Source organism: Glutamicibacter sp. B1 (assembly GCF_039602135.1).
Lineage (GTDB): Bacteria > Actinomycetota > Actinomycetes > Actinomycetales > Micrococcaceae > Glutamicibacter > Glutamicibacter ectropisis.
This window is the reverse complement of the sequence record NZ_CP125942.1, coordinates 2,808,669-2,827,404: the sequence shown is the minus strand read 5'-3', so window position 1 is coordinate 2,827,404 and position 18,736 is coordinate 2,808,669. Positions and strand designations below refer to the sequence as shown.

The window sequence follows — 18,736 nt, the reverse complement described above, 5'->3', positions numbered from 1 at the left end:
GGCTCGCACCATGATGAGAATTGTGGTTCTGCTGTTCCTCGGCGTTCTCGCCACAGGGTTTGTCGTCACCGCGATCCTCGCCGGTACTTCCGGCGAATGGGTCTGGTGGATCTTGGTCGCGCTCACTGGTCTACTGGTGCTTCTTGGTATCCATGACCTCGTGCAGAAGAAACATGCGATCCTGCGCAACTTCCCGATTGTTGGGCATGCGCGTTATCTTTTTGAATTCATTCGCCCGGAAATCCAGCAGTACTTCATCGAGCGCAATACCGACGGTAAACCTTTTGACCGTGACACGCGTTCTCTGATCTACGCACGAGCCAAGGGCGCCGACAGTCACAAGGCCTTTGGTACTGAACGCGATGTGAATGCAGTTGGCCACGAGTACCTTCTGCAGTCGGTGGCACCCGTGGCGCCGCCGAGCAGCCAATTCCGAGTCAAAGTTGGTTCCAGCCAATGTACTCAGCCATACGAGATTTCACTGATGAACATCTCGTCGATGAGTTTCGGTGCCTTATCGGCCAACGCGGTGTTGGCCATGAACAAGGGCGCAGAAATGGGCGATTTTGTCCACGAAACCGGTGAAGGTGGACTGACTAAATACCACTTGGAATACGGGGCAGACCTTTTCTGGGAAATCGGCTCAGGTTACTTTGGCTGCCGTACCCCGGAAGGTCGTTTTAACCCAGAAACCTTTGCCGCCAAGGCCAAACTTCCCAACGTCAAGGGCATCACCATCAAGCTCTCCCAAGGTGCCAAGCCAGGTCTGGGCGGAGTGCTTCCAGCTGCTAAGGTCACCGCGGAAATCTCCGAAGCTCGAGACGTTCCGATGGGCGAAGACTGCATCTCACCAGCCAGCCACGCAGAGTTCTCTACGCCCCGCGAACTGATGCACTTTGTCGCAAAGCTCCGTGAGCTCAGTGGCGGTAAACCGGTGGGAATTAAGTTCTGTGTTGGCTCACGCACTGATGTCATGGCCCTGTGCAAGGGCATGCTCGACACCGGAATTCTGGTTGACTTCATAACTATTGATGGCGCCGAAGGCGGTACCGGCGCCGCACCACTGGAGTACGAAGATCATGTGGGTGCACCTCTGACCGAAGGATTAATGCTGGTGCACAATACCTTGGTGGGCGCCGGGCTCCGCGACGAAATCCGATTGGCTGCAGCCGGCAAGATCGCCAATGGCTCTGACATTATTAAGCGTCTGATCCAAGGGGCAGACTTCACCTTCTCAGCACGCTCCATGATGATGGCCACCGGATGCATCCAGGCACAACAGTGCCACACCAATCACTGCCCTGTCGGGGTGGCCACCCAAAACAAGAGGTTGATGCGTGCGCTGGATGTTGAAGATAAGGGGCACCGTGTTTACAACTATCATCGCCTGACAGTTACTGAATGTGCACAGATCATGGCTTCCATGGGATTGAGCAGCCCAACCCAGCTCAATACGAGGATGCTTCGTAGGCGTGTGAATCTTCAGTCCACACGGTCCTACGCTTCACTGTTCCACTGGCTGCGTCCCGGTGAATTACTTCATGATGCACCAGGTTCGTGGAAGGAAGATTGGGACGAGGCCGATGCTGATCACTTTGGTGAGCATGCACCCCTACACTTTGAAGAACCAGTGGGCGTAGGCATTGAACCAGCCAAGGTACGTGAACCTCAAGATGCGGTCAGCGCACCACGAATTGAGCCGAAAGATTCTGCCAAGGTGCGTCCGGTGCATGCTGATGTCACGCGTCCCGAAGGAAGGCCCGGCGCCGATAGCTAGAGCTCGGTACCTTCGGCCAACGAACGCAATGCCTGCTGGTCCACGTCACTGATGGAGGCGGGGGACCAGCGTGGGTTGCGGTCTTTATCGATGACCTGTGCACGAATTCCTTCGGCAAGATCAGGAAGATGCATCAGGTGTTCAGCCATGCGTAATTCCCTGTCCAAGGCGGAACGTAGATCCTGTTCGGTGCGCGCCTGACGGACTGTGTAGAACGCGCTAGTGATGCTGGAAGGTGAATTAGCTAAGATCAGCTGCGCTGCTTGTTGTGCAGCTGGATGCACCATTTTCTCTAGTCGTTCAAGCACTTCTTGTGGGCTATCGGCACTGAAAGCATGGTCAACCCATCCCTGGCTGAGTTCTAAGGCGTAGGATTCGGGGGCTCCGTGCAGTACTTCGATAGCTGAGATGATTTCACCTGCCGACAGTCCCACGAATTCATCAAGCTCATCCAGAATGTTTTCGGCGAAAGTATCGTTGACGATAACGTCAGCAAATCCTAGATATACCGCGTCGGCACCAGTGAAGGAGGCCGCGCTCATAGCGAAGTACTCACCAAAATATCCGGGAGTGTTCGCGAGCAGATGACTGCCACCCACATCAGGGGTGTAACCGATCTTTGCTTCTGGCATACCCATGGTGGCGCTCTGGGTCACCAAACGGACCGGAGCGTGCGAGGCCAAACCCACCCCGCCACCCATGGTGATTCCGTGGGCCAAAGTAATCAATGGCTTGGGATAAGTCGAGACCAGATAATCCAGGTCGAATTCCATCGACAACAGATCAATGAATTCTTGATGAGCTCCGGTCGTGACGGCTCGATGAAAATCAGCGATGTCCCCGCCGGCACAGAAAGCACGTTCACCACGACCAGTGAGCAGAACCAAAGAGATGGCAGGATCCTTCGCCCATAGCTTCAGCACACGAGTTAGCTCTGTGAGCATCTGCAAGGTCAAGGCGTTCAGCTTGGCAGGTCGATCCAGTTCGATATGCCCGATCGGACCGTACACCTTGGAAACAACATTGGTTGCCGTAGCGGCCGGCGTGCCGGTGGATTGCACGGATGACTCCTCAAGGTTTTTGGGGCACCCATGATGCCCTAGGAAAGTGAAGGTTACTGTGCCAAGATCTGGGCTAGGCGATCCAGAACCAAGGCGACCTTTGGCTTCTTCGAATTCTCTGGTTTCAACGCAAAGATGGATCGTGCTAGACGAATCTCGGGGGCATCAACAATTCGAATGTCCTTAGGCGCATTAGCCATCGCCAAATCCGGTACCAATGCTGCACCGAGTCCGGAAGAGACTAAACTCAGGGAGGCATTGAAGTCGTCGCAGTAGGCAGCCACCTGTGGGTGGATGTTGTATGAAGAGAAGAGCCGAGAAATCAATGTGGCATCGGAGGTTCCCGGGTGGTGGAAGATCCATGGCCATTCGGCTAGCTGATCAACGGTGAGCTGCGAGTCATCGGCGATGGGCCACGAAGCAGGAATAACGACACGGAATTGGTCATCACCCAACCAAGTACGTTCTAGCGATGCCGGCCAGGACAGTCCGCCGGGACCCACCTGGAAGATCAGCGCCAGATCAAGATCCCCACCGGTACCCAGACCCGCGACGGTTTGTTGTGGTTCACCGATCCACAACCTGAGGTTGATGCCCAAGGATGCCCAATCGGGAGCTTTAAGGATTTGTGGCAACGCGTAGGTGGCCAAGGAAGGGAAGATTCCCAGTTTGATCTCTTCAAGTGCCGTGTCATCGGTGGAGATCGTGGCAACGTCCGCCATGAGAGCATCAAGGTCAGTCAGTACGCGTTTGGCATGGCGAATCATGCGCATGGCTCCCGGAGTGGGAGTGATCGAACGGGCACCACGAACAAATAGGGTCGTCCCGGTGCTACGTTCTAGTGCTGTCATCTGCTGAGATACAGCACTGGCCGTGTAGCCCAGGCGAGATGCGGCCGTGGCAAAGGAACGATGCGCCACAACTTCTAGCAGTGTGCGCAGATGAACTGGATTAATCACTTCTAAAGTCTATGGCCTTTAGCCTAAGTTTTGCTTAGTCGCGTCCTCAGTCGTCATCCTCCGGGTCAAAGAGATCTTCTTCATCCTCTTCGGAATCGTCACTGGAAAATTCATTATCCAGATCATCTTCGGTTTCTAGGTCGTCATCGTAGAGGTATTGACGCTGGGCTAGCGGATCATGATTGCGCATGGTCTCGGGCATGTCGCTGGAGCCTTCGTAGGCCTGTGAATCGCGACCGTCGTCAGGCTCGTAGATGTCGTTGCCGAACTCGGGGGCAAACTCGGTCGGTTCAAATTCTCTGCTCATGACGTACTCCTTCGCTGATACGAGGGATCCGCCGTCGAAGTCGGGGGATGCTCCTCGTGACTTCTCGTAGCACCAGCGTAGGACCGTAAATCTCTAAACGAAAGTCTTGTTTTATTGGGCAGAAAGTGAATGACTTCTCAGTGGTCGTGCTCGGAATAGTGTTCAAGGAGGGGAGCAGAACGGTAGGCCAAATGTGTATGTAACGCGAAGGTTGTCTCCGAACGAGTCACTCCCTTGATGCGCAAGATTTGACGCAACGCCGACTGTAATTGGTGTGTGTCAGTGGCGATCAAACGAACCCACACGTCGCCGCGGCCGGAGGTCTCGTGGATTTCTAAGACGTTGGGGATCTGTCGTAATGCGGTGATCACCGTATCTAGATCACGGTGGTTTACTTCCAAGGTGACGAACGCAAGTACGTCATAGCCCAGCTTGCCGAGGTCAATGTCTCGACCGCCATCGCGGAGAATTTCCGAACGTTGGAGGCGTCGAAGCCGGGACTGTGCCGTGTTCCGGGCTATACCCACCTCATCGGCGAGTTCAGAGATTTGAATGCGTGGGTCTTTGATGAGCGCGAGCAATACTTTGAGGTCTACGTCGTCTAATCGCACTATATGCTCACTCCCGGTGCTCTCGAAGGCCACTATTTTGACCAAACTGCTCAAACTCTAACAAGAAAAATGCTTACTTGCTTTGAAAGCAGGGATATTAGTGGAAGAACGATCTGTTGTAGTAGACAAACTCAAGCAGAACGCTCAACTCACCGGTGGGGCAGCGAGTGGCCCCACCGGGAAAAAACTTTTCAGGACAATCCTGGACCCCAAGGCCTCAGCTACTTTGAAACCGGGAGTGAACGTGTCTGTCATCAGTGAACTGCGCATGCAGCCCATGCAACACCGCACCCTGTCTTGGAATCCAGGATTAACCACGCGGCTGGTCATCACGGTTGCGGTGAGCTTCCTGCTTTTGGTCGGAGCTAACCTCGCGACTCCGCTGTACCCGGCATTGCAAGCAGAACTCCACTTAGGCGCAATGGGAACCACCATCGCCTTTGCCAGCTACGTCTGTTCACTGATGTTCTTCTTGTGCACCGTAGGACACTGGTCTGATCACATCGGCCGCCGTGCAGCATTGGTCATCGCAGTACTCGTGTCCCTGGCGGGAACCTTCGTTTTTGGTTCAGCATCCAGCCTTTTTGAACTGTGCCTAGGTCGCGGGCTTCAAGGAACCGGCGTCGCACTAGCAACCGGTGCCAGCGCTGCTGCACTGCGTGAATTGCTTCCATCCAAGCCTGAATGGGCCTCCCGATTCACCCTTTTGGCATCTTCCGGCGGCGTAGCTTTTGGCCCGGTGCTAGGTGGATTGATGGCCAACCTGCCCGGTGGACGGAGCATCGTCTTTATGGTGCAGGCGGTCCTACTTTTTCTGGTGATGATTCCGCTGGTTACCCTCCAGGCGCGACCTGCCATTGCGATGGCCGAACGCGGTCAGCGCGGTAAGGCCTTGGCCCCGCGTCGTCTAGGGATTCCCAGTACCGCTCGTTCACAATTCTGGTTGGCCGCGCTGGTAGGTTTCTTGAGCTTTGCCATCTTCGGCTTTGTGCTCTCGCTGGCCCCGGGTTATTTTGCGGAAACCTTTGGGCTGAACTCGTTATGGGTCATTGGACTTATTGCCGGACTTCCCTTGGGCGTCTCGGCTCTGTCGCAAGTTGTTGTGCGTGGTGGAGCAAACCTCTTGCCTATCGGCTTGGCGCTGATGGCAATCTCAACCGTTTTGTTGGCGGTAGCCGCTGAACATGAAATCTTGATCCTCGCCTTGCTCGCTTTGGTGCTTGTCGGTCTAGGACAGGGGATGAGCTTCCGGACCGCCTTTGCCACCGCCGTTGACGCGGTCAGCGATCGTCAACATGCGCAGACCGTATCAACCATTTATCTGGTGACCTATCTGGGCAGTGCAGTTCCCGTGATTGCCTTGGGCTGGGCCGTGGGAGTCTTCGGTCAGGAAATCAGCATCTTGGTCTTTGCCATCTGCTGTTCTCTCTTAGCCCTGGGTCTGGGCTTGTGGGCTATGATTTCCCAGCGAACCACAAACTAACGTTAAAGCATTTGGTGCTCCCGGCAATTGCTGGGAGCACCAAATGCTTTAAAGACGTACTTACTTAGCCGTTGCCAGTGCGCTGGCTTCAGCGGTGATCATGACCGAATTCAGGCGGTCTTCTTCCTGCGTAGGGTAGTGGATGGTGATGAGCTCATCTGCCTGCGCCGCGGTGGCGAAGTGCTGCAGATATTCGGCCACCTGTTCTCCAGTACCCACTGCGGTGTAACGCATCATGTCGAGGATCTGCTCTGCCTGTGGTGTATCCATGAGCATATCGACTTCTGCTTCAGTGAATTCCTTCTTGGCGTTGCGTCCCAAGAAGCTCGCCACGCGGTGACGCTTGGCAACGTTGAAGACCTCATGAGCCTTTTCAGCAGTTTCTGCCGCAGCTACACCCACGCCAGCAATCACATAAGGCTCCGAAAGCTGATCTGATGGGGTGAATTCGTCGCGATAGACGCGGATTGCTTCATGCAACGCAGCTGGCGCAAAGTGCGAGGCGAAGGAATATGGCAGGCCCAACTGGGCCGCTAGCTTCGCACCGAAGAGGGAGGAACCCAAAATGTACAGCGGGACATTGGTTCCAGCGCCCGGAGTGGCCTGGACGGTGGGTACCCGTGATTCACCAGCGAGGTAGGCCTGTAGTTCCAAAACATCATGTGGGAAAGAGTCAGCTGCCGAAGGATCACGACGCAGTGCGCGCAGGGTGGTCATGTCGGTGCCCGGTGCACGACCCAAACCTAAATCGATGCGGTCTCCGTAAATGGTGGCCAGGGTACCGAACTGCTCCGCGATGACCAGTGGCGAGTGGTTGGGCAGCATGACGCCGCCGGAACCCAAGCGAATGGTTTCGGTGTGGTGGGCTACGTGGCTGATCACCAGTGAGGTAGCGCTAGAGGCGATGGTCGGCATGTTGTGGTGCTCGGCGTACCAGACGCGCTCGTACCCATGACGCTCAGCAGTTTGTGCCAGGCGGACGGAGGACTTGAAAGAGTCGGAAATGCTTTGCCCGGGAGCGACCGGGGCAAGATCCAAAATAGAAAGCTTCACGGTTAATGTAACCAGCGCGTGCAATGAAGTATTCCGGACGTGATCGGATTAATAAAAAAGATGGTCACCCACTGTTTGGGTGACCATCTTCGAAAAGTCAGGCGTTAGCCAAAGACCTTCTTTAGAGAGCGCGGATGTCTGCAGCCTGCAGACCCTTTGGACCCTCTACAACTTCAAACTCAACCTTCTGGCCCTCATCCAGGGTGCGGAAACCCTGGGTCTGGATGGCGGTGAAGTGAGCGAAGACATCTGGGTCTCCGCTGTCTGGAGCGATGAAGCCGAAGCCCTTTTCAGCGTTGAACCACTTTACGATTCCGGTTGCCATATTTCTTTTTGGTCCTTTCAGACGTTCCTCGCCAAATGTTATGGCGAGCTTGGTTGTAATCTACGCAAGGTCAGAATTCCGTGAGGAAAACTTATCCTGCGAAGCAGCCAAGTCATTCACTTCACGTCTAGAAGGGGCTCGCGTCAACCGAGGTGGTTCGACATTCACAAACTTCTAACGGGTACTTCGCGAATTACTTTGGAACTACACTGCCTAGCCTACGTGTTTGCCGTCAACAAATGAATAACTTTGAACCAATTAATCAAAAATTTGGGTAAGAGGTTCGTTGAGTTTACCGAATTACGGGTTTGATGACGCGAAATACGAGAATTGCAGCTACCAATGACAGGACGGCAGCGATACTTGAAGTAATAACTACACCGTGATCGAAGGCCTGTGCTGCGGACTGAATAAGTGCCTGCGCATCGCTGCCACTAACGGATGCAGCCACCTGATGCGACCCACCCAATGTTTCACGGGCGAGATCTGCCTGCTCTGTACTCAACGTAGTAGGAATGATCAGTCTCGAAGAGTAAACGGAATTCAGGATGGTACCCAGGACGGCAACACCGAGCACCGAACCAATCTCGTAGGCAGTCTCCGAAATAGCCGAAGCAGCCCCAGCCTTGGACGCAGGTACGGCAGCCAAAGTCATGTCATTCGATAGCGTCTCGGTCATGCCGATGCCGGTGCCCAAAATTGCGAAAGCCACCATGAGCAACAATACGTTCGCCTCTTCACCTGAGATCAATACCAAAAGGTAAGCAATCGCCGAGAAGATCAGGCCCAAGGCCATGATGTTCGGCGAACCGAAACGACGAGACAGCGCTACTGCTACTAGCCCGAAGAGCATGGTGAGTACCAGCCCAGGAGTCATCCAAAGCCCGGCTTCAATGGGGCTCATCCCAGCAATGAGCTGCAAGTGCTGGGAGACGAAGTAAATGAACCCAACCAGCGAGAACACGCCAATGAGGTTGACTACAAGGGCGCCGGAAAACGCTGCGTTCTTAAACAGTCGGACATCAAGCATTGGAGATTCTTGCTTCAACTGACGACGTACAAAGGTCACGCCACAAACGATGGCTAGGCCAACCGCGGCAACTAGGACGAACCATGGTGCCGTGGCGAAGGTCTTAATGGCGTAGGTGAAGGGCAACAGGGTAAAGATAATCAGCACGATCGATAACGGATCGACGCGTCCGGGGTTCGGATCCTTGGATTCAGGAACCAGAATCACCCCGCCAATCAGCAGTGGCAGAAGCATCGGTACTGCCATGAGGAAGACCGAACCCCACCAGAAGTGTTCCAGCAGCAGGCCACCAACAATTGGACCGAGCACTGCGCCGCCGGAGAAAGCTGCCGCCCACACTGCGACGGCGGTACGGCGTTCGTTGGCATCGGGGAAGATAGTGCGGATCAGCGACAGCGTTGCCGGCATGAGCATCGCACCAAAGATGCCTAGCAGGGCACGGGCCGCAACGAGCTGTGTGGCATCGGTAGCAAAAGCTGCCAAGGCTGAGACCACGGCAAAGCCTGTGGCACCAATAAGTAGTAGTCGGCGACGTCCAATACGGTCACCAAAGGACCCCATTGGAACCAAAAGACCAGCGAGGATCAAGGGGTAGACATCGATGATCCACAGCAGCTGGGTGCCGGTGGGGGATAGTGCGGAGGTGATTGCGGGCACTGCGAAAGAGAGGACGGTGTTGTCCACGGAGATGAGCAGTACCGGAAAAATGAGAACAGCTAACGCCGCCCAACGACGCGATTTGCTCAGTACAGTTGCGTGTTCGGTGATGTTTGAGCTCATGACTTTGCCCTTTAGGGTTTAGTGGTTTGACGGTGGCGATGGCCACCACTAATAACTGTACCGTCTGGACGGTATAGTTACAATGCAAGATAAGGTTAACTGAATCACCACCTCAATAGAACGGAGAGTCATGGCCCGCCCACCAGCTGCCCGTGGCAAAGTGCTGGACGCCTACATTTCGCTCTTGTGCGAAGAAGGGGAGCGCGCAGCAACACTTGACGCCACCGCAGCACGTGCTGGAGTCTCAAAGGGAGGCCTGCTCTATCACTTCGCATCAAAGGAAGCCTTAGCCGAGGCGGTCATCAATGCCTCTGAAGAACATGTTGTTCGCGATATCGAAGCGATGGACAACGCTAAAGAAGGTGCCTCCGCCTACTTCATTCGCACCAGTGCTGAAGTAGACACCGAATTGGACCGACACCTAGTTGCGCTGCACCGACTGGCTCAAGCAGGAGTTACGAATGCTGCCGACAAAATCGAGAGTACCAATGAACGCTGGTACAGGTGCATTCTCAAAGAATTGGGGAACAAGGACCTAGCTCATTTATTCATGCTGGCCGGTGAGGGACTTTACGCCGGTCTGGCAATTCCTGACAGCTGGTACCAACGTAATTTTGAAGGTGAGCTGGATTCATTATTAGAGTTGGTCTCAACGATCAAAAAGTTGGGAAACCTCAACAAACACTGAGCAGGAAGAATTCAATGGCGAAAGACAGCGTTTCTACTCCCATAAGAGGACGGATTGGGGCGCTGCTTGGCATCCTATTATTGGCGTTGTCTTTACGTGCGGCGGTCGTCTCTGTGCCACCGTTGCTCTCGCGCATTGAAGCCGATATTCCTTTTACCGAATTCACCACCGGTTTACTGGCTATGCTCGCGCCCATCGCGTTTGCAGTTTTCGGTCTGCTCACACCACGACTGATCAAGTCTTTCGGCTTGGAAAAGACACTGATCATCTCACTAGCCTTGGCAGTGAGCGGCCAGGTAGCTCGTGTGTTCATGCCTGAGGTGTACTCATTCCTAGCACTGTCGATCGTTACTCTCGCCGGCTACGGCATGGGCAATGTGGTGCTGCCACCATTAGTGAAGAAATATTTCCCGGAAAGAATTGGCCTGGTTACCAGCGGTTACGTCACCATGCTGGCAGTTGGTACGTGGATGGCACCGCAGTTTTCGGTACCGCTGGCAAACGTAGGCAACTGGCAAACGTCCATTGGCTCCTGGGCACTTCTCTCAGGCATCGTATTGATCCCATGGATGGTGCAGCTTTTTGCTGATAGGGGAGTGAAGCGTCCGGAACATGCGCCTAATTCAGGCGGTGTTGTTCACCCAATTGCCAAGATCAACCCATGGAAATCCAAAGTTGCCTGGGGCCTAGCCATTTACCTGGCTGGCAACTCCGCCCAAACCTACGTGTACTTCACCTGGCTGCCACCGTACCTACAAGACCGTGGGCTTGATGAACTGACAGCGGGAAATATGTTGGCGTTATTCGCCATTCTCGGTTTGCCGGTCAGCCTCTTGGTTCCTCTATGGGTTCCGCGATTGAAGCATCCCATCATCGCTGTACTGATCTTTACTGCTTGCTGGATTATCGGACACCTCGGTATTTTCCTCTCACCAACTCACAACACGGCGTTGTGGGTGTGTGCTGCGGGGCTCGGTCAAGGAACCTTTGCTATTGCCTTGCTGATGATGAATCTGCGATCTCGCACCACCTATGGTTCCGGTGTGCTCTCGGGCTTTGCCCAAGGGTTGGGTTACGCGGGTGCAGCCGTGGTTCCGATGCTCTTTGGTGTGGTGCAGAAAGCTACGGACTCATGGGGTGCAGCGTTCTCCATGCTGGCAGGCTGCCTTTTGGTCATGCTGATCGGTGCGGTCATCATCAACTCACCACGCACCATCGAAGATGATTTTCAAAGTACTGAAGATCTCGGCAAGCTAGAACGCATCGACTAGGCGAGAAGCAAAAACCTAGAAGTGACGTTGTGGACCATCTGACGTTGGCGGATTTTGAGTGGCGCGGTGCCAATGGCCAGCAGCTAATGGCACCGACCAGCCAAAACGTATGGATGCCACACGAATGAGGAACGCGAGGGCAGCGATCCCGGCGCTGACCGGAACGCTCATGATGTTCAAATGCCACGCGAGCACAGTGAGCCCCGCGCCAACCATGGCCGCCAACGCATAAATATCGCGCGGGTTAAAGAGGTCCGGGGTGACATTAGAAATGACGTCACGCAACAGGCCACCGCCAACACTGGTGATGACACCCAGTAACACGGCGGCCACCGGGTTGAACTGATGCTCCAGTGCCTTCAGCGTTCCGGTGACACAAAACAGCCCTAGACCAGCAGCATCAAAAAGCTGCACTAAGCGATGCAACTTTTGGACCGCAGGCGTGAAAGCGTAAACGCACAATGCCGCCAAGACCGGTGGAATGAAATAGATCGGGTGTTCAAAGGTCGCTGGTGATTCATTAAGAATTAAGTCGCGGACCACACCGCCACCTAAAGCACAGACGCCGCCCAAAAATACGGACCCCAAAATATCGAATCCTCTTCGGGCAGCCATTAACGAACCAGCGACGGCGAAGAAGAAGATACCGACGAGTTCAATCAGGATGTACATTCCAGAGCCTCAAGCGGGTCGGTGACGTATGAACAATGTTCCATTATTGCCTGTTGCTTCAGCTAGTGAAAAATCTTCGCAACCTTTACTAAGGTGTTGTGATTGCGAGTGGTCAATATCCGGTGCTTGGCCTGCGCTTGAACTACCTTCGCCACCGGATCTGTAGTGCTTGTTCCTTTGGAAGCAATCCACTGCACCGTTCGGCCAGTCACCAGAAAGCTGTGTGGCGCCGCTACGTCCTGAATCACTTGGCCTAGTTCTTGGGCATCGCGCGCACTATGACACAGGGTGAGATAACCATGGTGCGCTGTCGCTGGTTCGGGCAACGGTAGAGCAAAAGGCTGGGCCAACTCTTCGATTTCCGCTTCAGTAAAAACTAGCGTGGGAATCTCTCGCTGATAGTACTGACGCAACAATTCATTGCAGCGATTTTGAATTATCAAGGGATCGGAAATCTCGGAGGTTAGCACCACGTTGCCACTGGCCAGTAGCGTCTTGACCTCAGAGAATCCACCCTCTTGAAGCAAGCGTGTGAGGTCTTTCATCAGGACTTTTACCCCACCAACGTTCACGCCACGAAGGAACACGGCGTATTTGTTCATCTGCTTACCCTAGCTTCGGTGAATCATTCTTTGGGAGGGTCGTTCTGAACCTCAAAGATCGCTAGGATCAAGAATATGCCTATGCACTTGCCTTTCGGATCCTGGCCTTCAACAATTACTGCTCAAGACGTTGCAGCAGGAACGAAACCCCTAGGTGGTGCGTGTTTCTATAAGGATCAAATCATTATCCAAGAAGGGCGTCCTGCTGAAGGTGGCCGGATCACGCTTGTTGAATATGGCACCGACGGGCAACGAGGGCAAGAACTGATCAGGGCACCGTTTAACGTGCGTTCACGAGTCCACGAATACGGTGGATCCAGTTGGAAGATCATTGAATCTCAGAATGACGTGATCATCTTCGCGAACTTCACCGATCAGCGGGTGTACTCGGTGAACATCGGTGAACATGAGCCAACACCTTTGACCCCCGAGAGCACCGTTGATGGTGACCCGCAACTGCGCTTTGCGGAATTCATTCAAGGTCCCGAAGGTAGCGTCCTTGCCATCATGGAAGATCTTCGTGATGAGCCCGTACGCCATATTGTGCAAATCCCACTCGATGGCAGTGCCGCGGTAGACCTGGCAAACATCAGGATCTTGAGCGAGCCCGCACGATTTGTTGCTGCCCCACGGCTGAGTCCTAATGGGCAAAAACTCTCCTGGATCAGTTGGGAACACCCGAACATGCCTTGGGATTCCGCCTATCTTCACCTGGCTGAATTTACCGAAACCGGAATGCTCAAGAGCAAAGTGATTGCCGGTGGGGAAGAAGAATCGGTCATGCAGCCTGAGTGGTTGGATGATGATCGTTTGGCGTTCATTTCTGATGCCAGTGGCTGGTGGAACCCCTATGTGTACCAAAACGAATCTTCACGAACCACTCGTCTCGTTGACCGTCCCGCAGAATTCGCCGGCCCTTTGTGGCAAGTCGGCACTACGTGGTACCTGGTAGAAAACCCTCACACCCTCTTGTGCTCCTATGGTCGCGGGACCACCTCATTGGCCCGAGTGCATTCGGACACCGGTGGAATAGACGATCTCGATTTGCCCTTCACCCGCATCAGGCCAATGGGCATAAAAGTTGACTGGCTACTGGCTGGAACATCTTCGATGACGCACGGTGAGCAGATCAGCTTGATCAATCTCGAAACTCTTGAGCACCGAGCAATTGCCAGTTCCATTCAGGATTTGCCGCATCCGAGCATGTTGCCATCCGTGGAAGAATTTGAATGCAAAAATCTTGCCGGACAGTCGGTACATGCGTTGCTTTATCGCCCGGCCCAAGAAGGCTATGAAGGAATCACCGACGAATTGCCACCTTTCGTCACTTTTGTTCATGGCGGCCCAACCAGTCAGGCTTCGGCAACCCTCAACGCGGCGGTAGCCTATTACACCTCGCGTGGTATTGGAGTGGTGGACGTGAACTATGGCGGGTCAACCGGCTACGGACGTGAATACCGCAACCGTTTACGTGGAGCTTGGGGCGTCGTTGACGTTTCCGATACGGTGGCCGTGATCAACGCCTTGATTGGCCAAAAAATTGCTGACCCGGCACGCATCGGTATTGAAGGCGGAAGTGCGGGCGGCTGGACAGTGCTGTGTGCCTTGACGTTCTCGGATGTCTTTACCGCAGGAATCAGCCGATACGGGGTTTCTGATTTGGTAGGACTCGTTCAAGACACCCACGACTTTGAATCCCAATACATGTTCTCGTTGGTAGGACCCTATCCTGAGGCCGCGGACCTGTATGAGAAGCGTGCACCGATCAACCATGTTTCGAAGATTTCCTGCCCGGTATTGCTTCTGCAGGGAGACGAAGACAAAGTTGTTCCGCCAGCGCAGTCTCAGGTGGTTGCCGATGCGCTCGCCGAGCGCGGAATCACCCACGCCTACATTCTCTTTGAAGGAGAACAGCATGGTTTCCGGAAGTCTGAAAATATTGTGCGCGCATTAGAAAGCTCCCTAGCTTTCTATGCCCAAATCTTTAACTTCGAAACTGACGTTCCGGCCATCGAATTGTCATAGCGGCGGGTTGTAAACAGAACTACAGCTCGGTATCGGGGCCCTGCCAAGAAGAGCGCAAGTGATCCATTTCGCGACGGTCTTTCTTGGTGGGGCGTCCCGTGCCGCGATCTCGCACCGGAACCTGTGGGATGACGACTCGTTCACGTGGAGGCGTGTGGTCCAGATAGCATTTGGCGGCTACCGGAGCCGATACGCGCTTGGAAAGTAGACCCGTGACTTCAACGTCACGGTCAAAACCATCTTTGCGTACACGGATGCGGTCACCGGTAACAACAGTTTGTGACGCTTTGACCGGTTCGCCATTCAGGCGCACGTGGCCGGCGCGACATGCGGTCGTCGCTGCGGAGCGTGTTTTGTAGATGCGCACAGACCACAGCCAAGCATCGAGTCTGACTTTGCCACTGGTGGGAATTTCAACCATGGGAAAAGTTTAGAACAGGTACCGAGCTCACTTAGCGCCGTTAGTTACTTTCCGCTGTAGCTTGGTCGCAGGCGTTTTTGAGGCGTTCTTGCAGGGCAGCCGGTGCCTGGTCGCCAGAATCCGCGAGGTCATTGAGGGCCTGAACCATTTCTTCGGGTAGCCCGCCGCCTTCCACCGATTTCACGATGGACGATAGGACGCGCATTTCATTGGAATCTATGGTGCCGTCCTGTACAGGGGCACATGCCTGACGAACTATCTCTTTGCTGGCAGCATCCGTGAGCTGGTTAGCAGCATTTGAAGCGGTGTCCTGAACAATGGAACATCCGGCGCTAAGCATCGTTACCGATGCGATAGCAAACAGCGTTGCCGCTTTGCGAACATTAACTTTCCCCATGGATATTAACCCTAGTCATTAATGTTGAATTTCTGCTGTACGCCAACCGAGTCGATCATCTGAACTTTGAAGTCCGTGAGGCACAATTGATCGGTGAGTAGCGAGCAGAAGAACACGACCGATGACCGCAGCACCCAAGAGCGTATTTTCGCTCAGCTGGCGCAGGAACTATCCACCGAAACTACGGTCGCCATTTGGCAGATCAAAGCAACGGTAGAGCTCCTCGACTCGGGATCAACCGTTCCCTTTATTGCCCGCTATCGAAAAGAAGCAACAGGCATGCTCAGCGATAGCCAGTTGCGTTTGCTCGAGGAACGCCTGCGCTACCTGCGCGAATTAGAAGAACGCCGTGTCACGATCCTCGAAGCCATTAGCGAAGCTGGCAAACTCACCGATCAGCTTTCGGAAGCGATCGCGTTGGCGAGCACCAAAGCTGAACTTGAAGACCTCTACCTGCCGTTCAAGTCCAAGAGGCGCACCAAAGCACAGATTGCACGAGAAGCAGGTTTGGAGCCACTGGCAGACTTATTGCTTTCCACTCCGACGACGGATCCCCTTCAGGCAGCTACGGAGTACCTTAACGCCGAGGCCGGGTTTGTTGCTGAAACCGATGTCCTTTCCGGAGCCCGCTCTATCGTGACAGAACGCGTCTCTCAAGACGTGGCACTGGCCAGCGAACTGCGCGAGCGACTGTGGAGCAATGGCAAGATCAGTGCCAGTGTCGCCAGTACAGCCAGCGCCGAAGGTCAGGGAAAATACTCTGATTACCTGGACTACGTTGCCAACCTGGACCGTCTCCCATCCCACCGTGTGCTGGCACTCTTGCGTGGTGAGCGTGAAGGGGTACTAAACCTTCAACTGGCTGAAGCAGATCCTCGTGACGAAGATGCCTTGGCTCAGGCACGCTCGGGATATGAAAACGCGATTGCTGCGTCATTGGGCCTGAATGTTTCTACCGGAGCGGCCGCCGCTTCTTGGATTTCTCAAACCGTACGTTTGGCGTGGAAAGCGCGTTTGTTAACCCGCTTCGAATCAGACCTGCGCTCCAGACTATTTGAAGCAGCCGAAGACGAGTCAGTTAAGATCTTTGCCGCTAACCTGCGCGATGTCCTCTTGGCAGCCCCTGCAGGGAACAAAGCAGTCCTCGGCCTAGATCCAGGTCTACGTACCGGTGTGAAAGTCGCCGTGGTTGACCTGACCGGAAAGTCAGTTGAGACTGCCACTATTTACCCGCATGCTCCGGTTAAGAAGTGGGACGAATCGGTAGCAATCTTGGCCAAACTGGCCAAGAAATATGGCACCACTCTCATCGCAGTGGGCAATGGGACCGCGGGGCGTGAAACCGATCGTCTGGCCGCTGAAGTCATCAAGGTGCTTGGCGGTTCGGGGATTAGCAAGGTGATCGTCTCTGAAGCCGGAGCCTCCGTATACTCTGCATCAGAATTGGCCAGCCAAGAGCTGCCAGAAATGGATGTTTCTCTGCGTGGAGCGGTGTCGATTGCTCGCCGCCTCCAAGACCCGTTGGCCGAGCTAGTCAAGATTGATCCAAAGTCCATTGGTGTTGGCCAGTACCAGCATGATGTGACAGCGTCGAAGCTTGATCGTGCCTTGGACGCCGTGGTTGAGGACTGTGTTAATGCGGTGGGCGTTGACGTTAATACGGCATCACCAGCACTGCTCTCTCGCGTTGCCGGTGTTGGACCACTGTTGAGCCGCAATATTGTTGACCACCGAAACGCCAATGGTCCTTTTGCCACGCGTAAGGACCTGTTGAAGGTCCCGCGTTTGGGTGCGAAGGCGTTTGAACAGTGTGCCGGGTTCCTTCGTATCACCGGAGGGGAAGAAAAGCTGGATGCATCATCGGTTCACCCTGAAGCTTATGCATTAGCTAAAACTCTGCAGCAGAGCGCCGAAGCACAGGGCCGTCGGCTGGAAGAACTGAAGGTTCAGGATTTTGTGACGGAGCAGTTCGGCGAACCAACCATTCGCGATGTCATTTCTGAATTGCGCCGCCCAGCGCGAGATCCCCGTGGCGAATTCGTCACGGCTTCGTTGAAGGAAGGCGTTGAAACGATCAGTGACGTTAAGCCGGGAATGATTCTTGAAGGTACTGTCTCTAACGTTGCAGCCTTTGGCGCCTTTGTTGATCTAGGTGTTCACCAGGACGGTCTAATCCACGTATCGGCGATGAGCACCAAGTTCATCTCTGATCCACGTGAAGTGGTGAGCTCGGGACAAATCGTCAAGGTCAAAGTTCTAGACGTAGACACTAACCGTAAGCGTATTTCTTTGACGCTGCGATTGGATGATGAGCTTCCAGTAGCTGGCGAACCGACCAAGGGCGGCGCATCGAGGGAACGAAAGACCGGGAATGGTAGAGGTTCTGGGGCTCGCAACGCTAAGAATGAGAATTCTCAGAATCGAAGCCAGGGGAACCGCAATGGTAAGCCAGCGGCTTCGGGCAATACTGCCATGGCCGAAGCGTTGCGACGTGCCGGTCTGAACCGGTAGATTTCGACTGTTTCGGTTTACCTAACCTTTATTAGTATCGGCTACGTTAACCTGCTGTCAACGTGGTATGATTCCCTAATTCAAGTTGGACTAAGTGTGTCCAAACTTCGGTGACAAGGCAGAAAAATCGTTCTACTCTAAAGATATGGAACTTACAGGAAAACTGGCAGAAGCCTTCAGCACCCAAGTAACTCTCGAACTGACTGCAGCAACGGTATACCGTCAGCTAGCCATCGAAATGGACGTCATGAGCCTTCCGGGCATGGCTGGCTGGTTCCGCGCACAGGCTGGCGAGGAAATTGAGCACGCAGAAAAGTTCATGACCCACATGACCGACCGCTCCGCTCACCCAAAGATTGGTGAACAGCCATCGCCTGAGCTGAACATCAAGAGCGTTGCTGACGCTTTTGCAGCTTCGCTAGCACATGAGCAGAAGGTATCCGAAGCAATTCGCGAACTGTACCGCCTGGCTCAGACCGAGGGAGACATCGATTCCCTTCCACTGCTGCACTGGTTCATCGACGAGCAGATTGAGGAAGAAGCAACTGTCTCCGAAATCTTGGACCGCGTGAAGCTGATCGGTAACGACGGAAGCGGCCTGTTGCGTCTGGATGCGGAGCTTGGCTCGCGTCCATCGGACGACTAGTAGACAACGAAGCACACATCTTCTAAAAATGGAATAAACTTAGGGAAGCAGTCGGTGACTGCTTCCCTAAGTTTTTAATTGAGGTGGTCGTGAACCAAGTGGGCTTGCCACAAAAAT

The 18,736-nt window shown here is 54.2% G+C and carries 18 protein-coding genes; 7 read left to right on the top strand and 11 right to left on the bottom strand.

Features of this window, described 5'->3' with window-relative positions; all coding sequences use genetic code 11:
* The first annotated feature begins 10 nt into the window (after positions 1 to 10).
* Entirely contained in the window at positions 11 to 1,777 is a 1,767-nt protein-coding gene (locus QMQ05_RS13250; RefSeq protein WP_434063146.1) for an FMN-binding glutamate synthase family protein, read from the top strand.
* Here QMQ05_RS13250 and QMQ05_RS13245 read toward each other — a convergent pair.
* The 4 genes from QMQ05_RS13245 to QMQ05_RS13230 all read right to left on the bottom strand — a co-directional run bounded on the left by QMQ05_RS13245 (position 1,774) and on the right by QMQ05_RS13230 (position 4,715).
* Complete coding sequence (locus QMQ05_RS13245) at positions 1,774 to 2,838, bottom strand: enoyl-CoA hydratase/isomerase family protein (protein ID WP_345470718.1); 1,065 nt, start codon at positions 2,836 to 2,838, stop codon at positions 1,774 to 1,776. The genes QMQ05_RS13250 and QMQ05_RS13245 overlap by 4 nt on opposite strands.
* A 53-nt stretch (positions 2,839 to 2,891) precedes the next feature.
* Positions 2,892 to 3,797, bottom strand: a complete 906-nt coding sequence (locus tag QMQ05_RS13240; RefSeq protein ID WP_058256948.1) for a LysR family transcriptional regulator — start codon at positions 3,795 to 3,797, stop codon at positions 2,892 to 2,894.
* 46 nt (positions 3,798 to 3,843) lie between these two features.
* A complete protein-coding gene (locus QMQ05_RS13235; protein WP_345470714.1) occupies positions 3,844 to 4,104 on the bottom strand; it encodes a hypothetical protein in 261 nt (86 codons plus the stop codon).
* 137 nt (positions 4,105 to 4,241) lie between these two features.
* Entirely contained in the window at positions 4,242 to 4,715 is a 474-nt protein-coding gene (locus QMQ05_RS13230; RefSeq protein WP_176715434.1) for an Lrp/AsnC family transcriptional regulator, read from the bottom strand.
* Between the two features lie 100 nt (positions 4,716 to 4,815).
* On the opposite strand from QMQ05_RS13230, the gene QMQ05_RS13225 reads away from it, so the two are divergent.
* Positions 4,816 to 6,198 carry an MFS transporter gene (locus QMQ05_RS13225; RefSeq protein WP_345470711.1) on the top strand — a complete coding sequence of 461 codons (1,383 nt, stop codon included), beginning with the start codon at positions 4,816 to 4,818 and terminating at the stop codon, positions 6,196 to 6,198.
* Between the two features lie 60 nt (positions 6,199 to 6,258).
* Here QMQ05_RS13225 and QMQ05_RS13220 read toward each other — a convergent pair whose 3' ends face one another.
* The 3 genes from QMQ05_RS13220 to QMQ05_RS13210 form a co-directional block, all read right to left on the bottom strand.
* Positions 6,259 to 7,251 (bottom strand): LLM class flavin-dependent oxidoreductase, encoded by a 993-nt coding sequence (locus tag QMQ05_RS13220; protein WP_141686393.1) that lies wholly within the window; start codon positions 7,249 to 7,251, stop codon positions 6,259 to 6,261.
* Positions 7,252 to 7,372: 121 nt separating this feature from the next.
* Entirely contained in the window at positions 7,373 to 7,576 is a 204-nt protein-coding gene (locus QMQ05_RS13215) for a cold-shock protein (RefSeq protein ID WP_028268826.1), read from the bottom strand.
* Positions 7,577 to 7,868: 292 nt separating this feature from the next.
* Positions 7,869 to 9,386 carry an MFS transporter gene (locus QMQ05_RS13210; protein WP_345470707.1) on the bottom strand — a complete coding sequence of 506 codons (1,518 nt, stop codon included), beginning with the start codon at positions 9,384 to 9,386 and terminating at the stop codon, positions 7,869 to 7,871.
* Between the two features lie 130 nt (positions 9,387 to 9,516).
* Here QMQ05_RS13210 and QMQ05_RS13205 point away from each other — a divergent pair, with 130 nt between their 5' ends.
* Together QMQ05_RS13205 and QMQ05_RS13200 are read left to right on the top strand one after the other, a co-directional pair.
* A complete protein-coding gene (locus QMQ05_RS13205; RefSeq protein WP_345470705.1) occupies positions 9,517 to 10,074 on the top strand; it encodes a TetR/AcrR family transcriptional regulator in 558 nt (185 codons plus the stop codon).
* 14 nt (positions 10,075 to 10,088) lie between these two features.
* Positions 10,089 to 11,345 carry an MFS transporter gene (locus QMQ05_RS13200; protein ID WP_345470703.1) on the top strand — a complete coding sequence of 419 codons (1,257 nt, stop codon included), beginning with the start codon at positions 10,089 to 10,091 and terminating at the stop codon, positions 11,343 to 11,345.
* Positions 11,346 to 11,360: 15 nt separating this feature from the next.
* Here the strand turns inward: QMQ05_RS13200 and QMQ05_RS13195 are convergent, their stop codons facing one another.
* Together QMQ05_RS13195 and QMQ05_RS13190 are read right to left on the bottom strand one after the other, a co-directional pair.
* The gene (locus QMQ05_RS13195; RefSeq protein WP_345470701.1) at positions 11,361 to 12,017 is read right to left on the bottom strand and encodes a trimeric intracellular cation channel family protein; all 657 of its coding nucleotides are present in this window, start codon (positions 12,015 to 12,017) and stop codon (positions 11,361 to 11,363) included.
* A gap of 62 nt (positions 12,018 to 12,079) precedes the next feature.
* On the bottom strand, positions 12,080 to 12,619 hold the full coding sequence (locus tag QMQ05_RS13190; RefSeq protein ID WP_345470699.1) for a DUF1697 domain-containing protein: 540 nt from the start codon (positions 12,617 to 12,619) through the stop codon (positions 12,080 to 12,082).
* Between the two features lie 75 nt (positions 12,620 to 12,694).
* Between QMQ05_RS13190 and QMQ05_RS13185 the strand changes: the two genes are divergently transcribed.
* On the top strand, positions 12,695 to 14,644 hold the full coding sequence (locus QMQ05_RS13185) for a S9 family peptidase (RefSeq protein ID WP_345470697.1): 1,950 nt from the start codon (positions 12,695 to 12,697) through the stop codon (positions 14,642 to 14,644).
* Between the two features lie 19 nt (positions 14,645 to 14,663).
* On the opposite strand, the gene QMQ05_RS13180 is transcribed toward QMQ05_RS13185, so the two are convergent.
* Complete coding sequence (locus QMQ05_RS13180; RefSeq protein WP_345470695.1) at positions 14,664 to 15,065, bottom strand: RNA-binding S4 domain-containing protein; 402 nt, start codon at positions 15,063 to 15,065, stop codon at positions 14,664 to 14,666.
* A gap of 40 nt (positions 15,066 to 15,105) precedes the next feature.
* The gene (locus QMQ05_RS13175) at positions 15,106 to 15,462 is read right to left on the bottom strand and encodes a hypothetical protein (RefSeq protein ID WP_345470693.1); all 357 of its coding nucleotides are present in this window, start codon (positions 15,460 to 15,462) and stop codon (positions 15,106 to 15,108) included.
* Between the two features lie 93 nt (positions 15,463 to 15,555).
* Between QMQ05_RS13175 and QMQ05_RS13170 the strand changes: the two genes are divergently transcribed.
* Positions 15,556 to 17,973 (top strand): Tex family protein, encoded by a 2,418-nt coding sequence (locus tag QMQ05_RS13170; protein WP_345470691.1) that lies wholly within the window; start codon positions 15,556 to 15,558, stop codon positions 17,971 to 17,973.
* A 145-nt stretch (positions 17,974 to 18,118) separates the two neighbouring features.
* The gene (locus tag QMQ05_RS13165) at positions 18,119 to 18,619 is read left to right on the top strand and encodes a ferritin (RefSeq protein ID WP_334123911.1); all 501 of its coding nucleotides are present in this window, start codon (positions 18,119 to 18,121) and stop codon (positions 18,617 to 18,619) included.
* Positions 18,620 to 18,736: the final 117 nt, after the last annotated feature.